This is a genomic window from Mesorhizobium sp. M7A.F.Ca.CA.002.05.1.1, assembly GCF_003998335.1.
Taxonomy (GTDB): Bacteria; Pseudomonadota; Alphaproteobacteria; order Rhizobiales; family Rhizobiaceae; genus Mesorhizobium.
The window spans coordinates 1-10,195 of the sequence record NZ_RZQI01000128.1; the positions used below are offsets into that span (position 1 = coordinate 1).

General features: G+C 62.0%; 9 protein-coding genes. 2 read left to right on the top strand and 7 right to left on the bottom strand.

Annotated features, from left to right (window positions below):
• The first annotated feature begins 62 nt into the window (after positions 1-62).
• On the top strand, positions 63-299 hold the full coding sequence (locus tag EN939_RS09330; protein WP_023813652.1) for a DUF680 domain-containing protein: 237 nt from the start codon (positions 63-65) through the stop codon (positions 297-299).
• 76 nt (positions 300-375) lie between these two features.
• Here the strand turns inward: EN939_RS09330 and EN939_RS09335 are convergent, their stop codons facing one another.
• The 5 genes from EN939_RS09335 to EN939_RS09355 all read right to left on the bottom strand — a co-directional run bounded on the left by EN939_RS09335 (position 376) and on the right by EN939_RS09355 (position 6,933).
• Positions 376-1,488, bottom strand: coding sequence for an ABC transporter ATP-binding protein (locus EN939_RS09335; RefSeq protein ID WP_127267787.1), 1,113 nt, complete (start codon positions 1,486-1,488; stop codon positions 376-378).
• Positions 1,489-1,512: 24 nt separating this feature from the next.
• Entirely contained in the window at positions 1,513-3,177 is a 1,665-nt protein-coding gene (bglA, locus tag EN939_RS09340) for a beta-galactosidase BglA (RefSeq protein WP_127267788.1), read from the bottom strand.
• Positions 3,178-3,181: 4 nt separating this feature from the next.
• On the bottom strand, positions 3,182-4,336 hold the full coding sequence (locus EN939_RS09345; protein WP_127267789.1) for a carbohydrate ABC transporter permease: 1,155 nt from the start codon (positions 4,334-4,336) through the stop codon (positions 3,182-3,184).
• Position 4,337: 1 nt separating this feature from the next.
• On the bottom strand, positions 4,338-5,351 hold the full coding sequence (locus EN939_RS09350; RefSeq protein WP_127267790.1) for a carbohydrate ABC transporter permease: 1,014 nt from the start codon (positions 5,349-5,351) through the stop codon (positions 4,338-4,340).
• A 226-nt stretch (positions 5,352-5,577) separates the two neighbouring features.
• The gene (locus EN939_RS09355; protein ID WP_127267791.1) at positions 5,578-6,933 is read right to left on the bottom strand and encodes an ABC transporter substrate-binding protein; all 1,356 of its coding nucleotides are present in this window, start codon (positions 6,931-6,933) and stop codon (positions 5,578-5,580) included.
• A 364-nt stretch (positions 6,934-7,297) separates the two neighbouring features.
• Between EN939_RS09355 and EN939_RS09360 the strand changes: the two genes are divergently transcribed.
• Entirely contained in the window at positions 7,298-8,320 is a 1,023-nt protein-coding gene (locus EN939_RS09360) for a LacI family DNA-binding transcriptional regulator (protein ID WP_127267792.1), read from the top strand.
• Between the two features lie 86 nt (positions 8,321-8,406).
• Here the strand turns inward: EN939_RS09360 and EN939_RS09365 are convergent, their stop codons facing one another.
• Entirely contained in the window at positions 8,407-9,651 is a 1,245-nt protein-coding gene (locus tag EN939_RS09365) for a flavin-containing monooxygenase (protein WP_127267793.1), read from the bottom strand.
• A 164-nt stretch (positions 9,652-9,815) separates the two neighbouring features.
• Positions 9,816-10,195: LysR substrate-binding domain-containing protein (locus EN939_RS09370; protein WP_245473069.1), on the bottom strand; the 380-nt coding region annotated here is incomplete at its 5' end.

A 10,195-nucleotide genomic window follows, 5' to 3' on the forward strand; every position in this document is an offset into this window, starting at 1 on the left:
ATTTCGCAAGCGACGGCAGCTGTGCCTGCCGTCTGGCGAAATCCAGAATTCAGGAGACTAAAATGAACAAGATCCTTATTGCTGCCGCCGCCGTTCTGGCCATCACCGGCAGTGCTTTCGCCGGCAGCGACAACTTTGGCTCCAACGGCGCCAACCAGCCTGCGGTTACTTCGGTTGACAGCGCGCATACGAGCTCGGTCCGCAACAGCGGTGGCCTCGTCGAGAAGCTGCTCAATTCGTCGGGCGACGTAGAGAAGTCCGCTCCTCAGGGCAGCGACCGGAATCTCTTCGGCCGTTAACAGTCGAAGCTGATCTTCAAAAAAAGAGCGGCGGGCCTGGCCCGCTGCTCTTTTTTGTCCAAGACGCGGTTCTGCCTCAGGCCGCCTTCGCTTCAGCCTCATGAAGGGCAAACGACCGTCCGTCAGCGTCGAAGAGATGCAGGTCCTCGCCATTGGCGCTCAGCCGCAATGTCGAACCGCGCTTGACCTCGACATTGCCGGGCAGCTTGGTCACCAGCGGCAGGTCGGCGCGACCGATGTCGACATAGACCAGCTGCACCTCGCCGAGCTGCTCGACATAGTCGACCGTCCCCTCGAACAGATAGTCCGCGCCGCTGGCGATGATCAGGTCCTCCGGCCGCACGCCAAAACTCACCGCAGCGCCCTTTGCCGAAGCCGGCGTCGCGATCGGCACGGTTGCCTTGCGTCCGCCGACATGGCTGACGACGGTCGGATTGCCTGATTTGTCGATGGTTGCGGGCAGGATATTCATGGCCGGCGAGCCGATGAATTGCGCAACGAACAGATTGCCGGGCTTCTTGTAGAGGTCCATCGGCGTGCCGACCTGCTCGATATGGCCGTCCTTGAGCACCACGATGCGGTCGGCGAGCGTCATTGCCTCGACCTGGTCGTGGGTGACGTAGATCATGGTCGTGTTGGGCATCGATTCCTTGAGCTTGGCGATTTCGATGCGGGTGGCGACTCGCAGCGCCGCATCAAGGTTCGAAAGCGGCTCGTCGAACAGGAACACCTTCGGATTGCGCACGATGGCCCGGCCGATGGCGACGCGCTGGCGCTGGCCGCCCGACATCGCCTTGGGCAGGCGGTCGAGATATTTGGTCAGCTGCAGGATCTCGGCGGCCTGACGCACGCGGCGGTCGATCTCGGCCTTGTTCTCTTTGCCGATCTTCATCGAGAACGCCATGTTGTCGTAGACGGTCATGTGCGGGTAGAGCGCGTAGGACTGGAACACCATGGCGATGCCCCGTTTCGACGGCGGCACGTCGTTCACCACTTCGCCGGCTATTCTGAGCTCGCCGGAGGTGATTTCCTCGAGCCCGGCGATCGATCTCAGCAATGTCGACTTGCCGCAGCCCGACGGGCCGACGAAGACGATGAACTCGCCCGATTTAATATCGAGGTCGATGCCGTGGAGAATGTTCAGATTGCCGTAGGACTTCTTCACTTGTCTTAGCGTGACATCGGCCATTTGGTTTCCTCCAGTGATTGGAATTCAGTCGAGACGCCCGAACCAGGCGCCGTAGCCGCCAAGCTCGATGGAACCGCTGTTCGCCTGCCCCGAAAATCCGTGCCCGGGCAGAGGTTGCAGCGATCGGCCGCCAAGGTCAACCTTGGCCGGCCCGGCTCCCAGATTGAAGACGCAGACGATCTGCTCGTTGCCTGCGCGGCGCGTGAAGGCGACGGTGTCGCCCTCACTTTCGATGAAGGTGATGTCGCCCTTGGCGAGCGCCGGATGGGCACGCCGGAAGGTGAGAAAGCGCCGGTAGTGCTCGAGCAGCGAAGCCTCGTCGCCCTGCTGGACATTGACCGCTTGCGCCAGATGCTTGGCCGGCACCGGCAGCCAGGGCTTTGCCTGGGAGAAGCCGCCATTCTTGGCGCTGCCATCCCACACCATTGGCGTGCGGCAGCCGTCGCGGCCCTTGAATTCCGGCCAGAAGCGGATGCCGTAGGGATCCTGCAGATCCTCGAACCGCAGCTCTGCCTCACCGAGCCCAAGCTCCTCGCCCTGGTAGATGCAGACCGAACCGCGCAACGACATCAGCAGCGCCGAGATGACCTTGAGGTAGGCGGTCGGGTCGGCCTCATTGGCGGCCCAGCGCGAGGCCGGGCGCATCACGTCGTGGTTGGAGAAGGCCCAGCACGACCAGCCGTCGCTGGCGACTTTGCCGAAGGATTCCAGCACCGAGCGGACCTTGCCCGCGCTGATCTTTTCCGGCGCCAGGAAATCGAAGGAGTAGCACATGTGCACGCGCTTGCCGCCTGCGGTGTAGGCGGCAACCACTTCAAGCCCGCGCTGCGAATCGCCGACCTCGCCGACCGCTGCGGTTGCCGGATACTCATCGAGCAGGGCACGGAACCGTTCGAGGAAGCCGAGGTTCTCGGGCCGGCTCTTGTCGTAGAGATGGTCCTGGTAGTTGTAGGGGTTGACCGCCGGCGCGGTCTGGTCGTTGCGCTCTTCCGGCGGCAGCGGCGGATTGTTTTCCAGGCCCTGGCTGTGGAAGTAGAAATTGATGGTATCGAGCCGGAAACCGTCGACGCCGCGCTCCAGCCAGAAGCGGGTGACGTCGAGCAATGCGTCCTGGACTTCGTGGTTGTGAAAGTTGAGGTCGGGCTGTTCGGCCAGGAAATTGTGCATGTAATATTGCTGGCGGCTGGTGTCCCATTGCCACGCCGAGCCGCCGAAGATCGACAGCCAGTTGTTGGGCGGTGTGCCGTCCGGCCTGGCGTCTGCCCAGACGTACCAATCGGCTTTCGGGTTGCTGCGGCTCGACCGGCTTTCCTTGAACCAGGGATGACTGTCGGCAGTGTGCGACAGCACCTCGTCGATCATCACCTTCAAGCCCAGCCTGTGTGCCTCGGCGGTCAGCGCGTCGAAATCGGCCAGCGTGCCGAACATCGGATCGACATCGCAGTAATCCGTCACGTCATAGCCGAAATCCTTCATCGGCGACTTGAAGAACGGCGAGATCCAGATGGCATCCGCGCCGAGTGCGGCGATATAGGAGAGGCGGCCTATGATGCCCTTGAGATCGCCGATGCCGTCGCCATTCGAGTCCTGATAGCTGCGCGGATAGATCTGGTAGATCACCGCGCCCCGCCACCAGTCGCGATCGATGGCGAGGTCAGGCTTCGAGCTGGCCTTCAAAGCGGATTGCATCGTCTCAGCCTCCTTTCACCGAGCCGGCAAGCAGCCCGCGGACAAAATAGCGCTGCAGCGAGAAGAACACGATCAGCGGTACGATGATGGTCACGAAAGCCGATGTCGTCAGAATCTCCCAGTCGCCGCCGCGCGAGCCCAACAGCGCGTTGAGCTTGGCGGTCAGCACGATCTGGTCTGCCTCTGTACCGAGGAAAACCATCGCCACCAGCAGATCGTTCCATACCCACAGGAACTGGAAGATGGCAAACGAAGCCAGCACCGGGAACGACAGCGGCAAGACGATCTTGACGAAGATCTCGAAATCGCTGGCGCCATCGATGCGCGCCGATTCCATGATTTCGCGCGGCAGGCCGGCAATGTAGCTGCGCAGCAGGTAGATGGCGAAGGGCAGGCCGAAGCCGGTATGCGCCAGCCAGATGCCGAGATAGGTCTTCGACGGCATGCCGAAGAAAGCGCCGACGCCGTTGTAGAGCTTCAACAGCGGGATCAGCGACATCTGCAATGGCACCACCAGCAGGCCGATGATGACGGCGATCAGCAGCGCCCGGCCGGGAAACCGCATCCAGGCCAGCGCATAGGCGGCAAAGGCGGCGATCAGGATCGGGATGACGGTAGCCGGAATGGTGACGGTCAGGGAATTCATGAATGACCGTCCGATGCCTTCGGAGAACAGCACGGTTCTGTAATTGTCGGTGGTGAATTTCGGCGGCGCCGACGAAGCATAATAGACGCGCTGGCCGCGATCGCCTTCGAATGCTTTCGGGGAATGCATGATGAAGCTGCCGTCGGCATTGAGCTGCAAGGTCACGCCGTCGCCGAGATCGGCTGTGGTGCCGGCGGGATATTGCGTCGGTGTCGCCGATTTGACCCCGAAGGCGCTGATGTCGCGCTTGGCGCCGTCGCCGAAGATATTGCCCTCGAGGACGAACTTGCCGTCCTTCTCGACTTGCGCCGAGGCGGGCGGGAGCCGGCCTGCTTCCGTCTGGGTGGAACTGGCGAACGAGTTCCACCAGCCCGAGGCGATGATCTGGTTCTTGTCGCGCAGCGACGAGACCAGGATGCCGAGCGTCGGTATGGTCCAGATCGCGACGAAGATGAGCACGGCGATGTGGACGCCAAAACGGCTGGCGAAGGAATTTCCGGCCGCGACGGCCATCTCAATGTCCTCCCGTCTCTTTGTTCGCCTGGCGGATGTTCCAGACCATGATCGGAATGACGGCAATCATGATGATGATGGCGATGGTGGCGCCGCGGCCGAAATCGCCGCCGCCGCGGAACATCCAGTCGAACATCAGATTGGCCAGCACCTGGCTGTTCCACTGGCCGTTGGTCATGGTCAGCACGATGTCGAACACTTTGAGCACCAGGATGGTGATCGTGGTCCAGACCACGGCGATGGTGCCCCAGATCTGCGGCACCATGATCTTCCAGAAGATCTGGAACGGATTGGCGCCGTCGATGACGGCGGCTTCCAGCGTTTCTTCGGGAATGCCGCGCAGGGCGGAAGACAGGATGACCATAGCAAAGCCGGTCTGGATCCAGATCAGGATGATCATCAGGAAGAAATTGTTCCAGAACGGCAGCGATATCCAGACCTGCGGCTGGCCGCCGAAATGCTGGATGATGGCGTTGAGGATGCCGATCTGCGTCTGGCCGTCGCCCCGATACTCGTAGATGAATTTCCAGATCACGCTGGCGCCGACGAAGGAGATCGCCAACGGCAGGAAGATCAGGCTCTTGGCGATCGTGCCCCACCAGATCTTGTCCGTAAGCACGGCGATGATCAGCCCGAGGAAGGTGCAGGCGGCCGGCACCACCGCCAGCCAGATGATGTTGTTGAGGATCGAGTTGCGGAACTCGCGATCGCCGAACGCCCATTGATAGTTCGCCAAGCCGACGAAATTGATGCCGCTGCGATCGAGGAACGACAGCCGCAGCGTCTCGACCACCGGATAGATCAGGTAAATGGTGAGGATGATCATCGCCGGGCCGACGAACAGCCATGGCCGGACCAGCCCTTGCCGGCGCAGATTGTCGATGGCCGCGGCACCCGCGACGCCGCGTGACGGGAATATCAGGTCGACCAGTTTGTTGGCGCCCCAGAAATAGGCGACGCAACCGCCGACGCCGACGATGATGACTGTTATGGCCGAGAAAATCTGAGCCGCCATGGGTCCCTCTCCCCCTGCGCATGACCCGACAAGGAATGACCTTGGTAACGGAGACCAGGCGCCGATTCAGTTGTTTGGAGCGCGTCATCGGCGGCTTGCGCACATTGCCGATCGCGCTTCATTTCAATGCGCTCATGACGAAAGGCTGCGGCACGGGCCGCCGTCGGATCCGGGCCAGTACGGTCCGGATCCAGTGCGAGAATGGTGGTCGCTTACATGCCGACCGCTACTTGATCGCGTCCCAGCTCTTCTGGATGTCGGTGGCGACGTCCTGCGCCGACTTGCCGCCGACCAGGTCGATCATGCCGGTCCAGAACGCGCCGGCGCCGATCTTGCCCGGCATCAGGTCGGAACCGTCGAAGCGGAAAGTCGAGGCATTGGCGAGGATTTCGCCCTGCTTCTTCAGCGCGTCGCTGGCATAGGCATCCTTGTTGACCGACTTGAGCGGCGTCACGAAGCCGCCTTCGGCCATCCAGATCTCGTGGGCGAGCGGCATCTTCAGGAATTCGATGAATGCGCGCGCGCTCTTGCTGTCCTTGGTGATCATCGCCAGCGTACCGGCGCCGAGCACGGGCGTGCCCAGTTCAGGCTTGGAGGCATAGGGCGGGAAGTAGAAGAAGTCCGCGTCCTGGCCGACCTTGGTACCTTCCGGGAAGAAGGTCGGGATGAACGATGCCTGATGGTGCAGGTAGCATTTCGGCGGCACCGAAAAGAGGCCCTTCGGGCTGTCGCGGAAATCGGTCGCCGCGACCGCCTTGGCGCCGCCATCGACCATCTTGTCGTCGGTCGCGATCTTGCCGAAAATGTCGATGGCGTTGACCACTGCGGGGTCGTTGAACGGGATCTCGTTCTTCACCCATTTGTCGTAGACCTCCGGAGGCTGGGTGCGCAGCATCAGGTCTTCGACCCAGTCGGTCGCCGGCCAGCCGGTGGCGCCGCCGGAGCCGAGGCCGATGCACCACGGCTTGCCGCCATCGGCGATGATCTTCTTTTCGAGATCGGCAAGTTCTTCCTGCGTTTTCGGCACCTTGTAGCCGGCTTCCTCGAAATTATCCGGCGAATACCAGACCAGCGACTTCACATCGGCCTTATAAGGGAAGGCGAAGAAGCCCGGCTTGCCGTCCTTGTCCTTAAAGGTGCCGAGATCGACCCATGACTGGCCGGCACCGTAATTGTCCTTGACCCATTTGGCGGTGTCGTCACCGAGCGGCGTCAAAAGGCCCTTCGACGCCAGGTCCTGGATAAGACCCGGCTGCGGCAGCACGGCGATGTTCGGCGGGCTGCCGGCCTGCGTGTCGATGACGATCTGCTGCTCGTAATTCTCCGAGGAGGAGTATTTGATCTCGACGCCGGTGGCTTCCGAGAAATAGTCGAGAACGCCGCGCACCAGGCCTTCGTCCTCGCCGCGCCACGGTCCGAAGATCGACAGCGTCTCACCCTTGAGGTCGACTTTCTTGAGCTCTTCGTAGTTCGCCCAGTTGAAGCGCTTGTCTTCGCCGGGCTTGAACTTCAGTTCGGCCTGCGCGGGCGCGTTCAGGGCGAACGTGGCAAACGCCGCACCCAGCAAAAGCATTTTCTTCATCGGTATTCCTCCCAGTGGGTCTCACACACCGGACGGAACCTCCATTCCGCCCGCCGACGCCGCAGGACTGTGACTCAGTCGGAAAGGAACCGCAACCTTTCGAAGAGTCTTCCAAAGCGCTTTGGCTTTCTCGATCACGCCATTGAATTGCTGGGAAGTCAAGAGGCCGGGCGGATTAATCGATTTAGGTTCGCGCATTTGCGCCCCTAAAAGTGCGCTGCAACATGCTATTATGGCGATGCAGCAGCAATTTTTGTTTCAAATACGCCCGAACCGCGTCTATGGTTCGGCTTGGTATGGCTCGGCCCCGCTGGGACTTGGGTCGATTCAATTTAAAAGCGCTTTGAGGGAATGGAGACCTTTCGTGAACCTCAAGCAGCTCGCCCATATGCTGGCACTTTCGCAAACCACGGTAAGCCGTGCGCTGAACGGCTATCCCGAGGTCAACGAGGAGACGCGCAGGCGTGTCATGGATGCCGCCAAGCGCCATGGCTATCGTCCCAATCCGAGCGCGCGCCGGCTGGCGACCGGCAAGACCGGCATGATCGGCTATGTCCTGCCGACCGGTGCGTCGGTCGACATCGATCCGCATTTCGTCGAGTTCCTGTCCGGCCTTGGTGACTATGCCCGTTCGCACGAGCTTGACCTTGTGCTGTCGCCGGCCGACGCCGACGACCAGGAGACGACCTACCGGCGCATCGTCGCCAACAGGCAGGTCGATGCCGTCTACATCTCCTCGCCAAGGCCCGCTGACCGGCGCGTGGCGCTGGTCAACACGCTCGGCATTCCCTTCATCGTCCATGGCCGCAGTGAGGGCTTCGACTTCGACTATGCTTTTACCGACATCGACAATGAGGGCGCCTTCCACGAGGCGGCCAGGCTGCTGATCCAACTAGGTCATCGGCGGCTGGCGTTGATCAACGGTGACGACCGCGAGACCTTCGCCATCCATCGCGAACGCGGCGTGCGCCGGGCGCTCGCCGCGAGCGGACTGTCATTGAGCGAACGCCATGTCTGCTCGGTCGATATGACCGAGGAGAACGGCTATCGCGCCACCAGGCGTTTGCTGGAAGAGGACGACGCGCCGACGGCGATCGCCTGCTCCAGCCTGATCATGGCGCTGGGCGTCGTGCGCGCCGTACGCGACCTCGGCCTGAGCATTCCGAGCGACGTCTCGCTGATCGCCCACGACGATGTCTTCCCCTGGCTGAGGCCGGAGAATTTCTCGGTGCCGCTGTCGACGACGCGTTCATCGATCCGTCTCGCCGGCGCCCGTGTCGCCGAGCGGCTGGCGGCACGGATTTCAGGACTGGAGGAGGGGGCGCGAGGCGAGGTCTGGCCGGTCGACCTGGTGGTCAGGGGATCCGTGGCGGGGGCGCCTGCGTAGCTGGAGATCAAACCCATGCTCTGCGGGAACCGAGTTGAGACGCGACACCCGGTTTACCCAATCATGGATCGGCTGTGTCCAGTCCGTCACGAACGCCCGACGATGTGTTCGACAAGGCGGTGCGCCTCCTCGGCAATCGCTAATATTATGCCCGATTTGCGCGTGGAGGCGAAATCTAAGCCGGCGAAGTAGATACCTGGCTGCGCAGCCACGCCATCCTCATGAACGGGCCGTCCCTGCGAGTCGAGCACCCCAGGGAGGTTCACCCAACTGAAATCACCCCGGAAGCCAGTACACCACACCACGGTCGTTATGCCGGACACGGCAACATCAAGAGAACGAATAGTCGGGTCCGGCAGATATGCCGCGACAGTCTCCGCAGGATTGGGTTCCGAAACGGGAGCATCGATTCCGGAGCGACTGATATATTCGTCGATATAGCGTTTGACGTTGGCGGAGGCTTCATCCCCAAAACGAATATGGGCTTCGAGATCGTCGGCGAACGAGAGGCGGCCGCCTTCCTCGACGCCTGCGAACCGGCCCAGCAGCACGATACCTCGGGCGCTGAGCGCTTGGAGGCTAATGGTGCGTTCTGCCCCAAGCAGACCACGAGCCGGAATGCGTTCCGCAAGACGGATTATCTCCTCTCGACGCACGTCGAGAAACCCGCTCTCGACCAGCCACATCATAATGTGGCGACCTCGGTAGCTCCGAGAGAGTCTTCCAACCCGGCTTGTGGCAAGGAAGACCGTTCGGCCTGCTTCTGCCAAGTCCTCTGCGATCTGGCCACCCGACTGGCCGCCTCCGACAACCAGCACCGCTCCATCAGCGAGATCGGCGGCGCTGCGGTAATCGGAAGCATCGATCTGGCAGAGGCCGGGCGGCAGCGAACCGGCCCAAATTGGGCGCACCGGACAATTCAGGTCGCCGCTTGCGATCACCACGTTCCGCGCCAAAACTGTGCCGCGTGAAGTGGTTAGCCTATATTCGCCATTATTGTGTCCACTGGCGAGTTCGGTCACGGCAGTATCCTGTTCGACAGGGAGGCCGTGCCGCTTGGCGAAATCCTCGAGGAGTGCGACGAATTCGTCGCACGTCAGGGTACCGGACGGATCCGAACCGTCATAGCAGTCGCCTGGCATCACGGTCTGCACGTTGGGGGTATTCATCCGGAAAGAGTCCCACCGCTGTGTGCGCCAGGTCTCTCCGATGCGGCCTCTCTCCAGTATCCTGTGGCTTAGGCCCCGCCGTGCCAGCGAATGGCTGATGCCCAGGCCGGCCCAGCCGGCCCCGACGACCACCGCATCGAGGACATTGGCGTTACTCGTCATTGCCGCAATCCCGATGCTAGTGCATGTCGCCCAAAAATGGCGTCCGCATAGTCTCCCCGAAGGTGCGAGGGCAAGATAGCAGTTCTGTCGGCTCACGCCACGATCAAAATCTCGCCCGACGCCGGCAGTGGGGAGGCCACCGCAAGGGGCTGGATTCCGATATCTCACGCCGCGGATTTGAGGTGGTCGATGAAGGCGCGCAGCTTCGGCAGGACTTGGCGCTTGCCGGGATGATACAGGAAGACGCCCGGCGTCGTGGCGGCGATGCCGTCCAGCACCGGTTCGAGTTTACCTTCGGCTATCGGACCTTCAGCGATTGGTCGAGGCGTCTGCGCCAGCCCGACGCCCCGCATCGCGGCCCCGAGCAATGTCGGATAATCGTGCGCAATCAGCGGGCCTGAGAGCATCGCCTCGATCGCCTCGTTGCCGTCGACGAAAGCCCAGGGCGCAATGGCGCCATTCGAACGGCGCAAGCGCAGGCAGGCGTGGTTGCGCAAATCGTCGACGCGTTCGGGGTGGCCATGGCGTTTGAGATAGTCAGGGC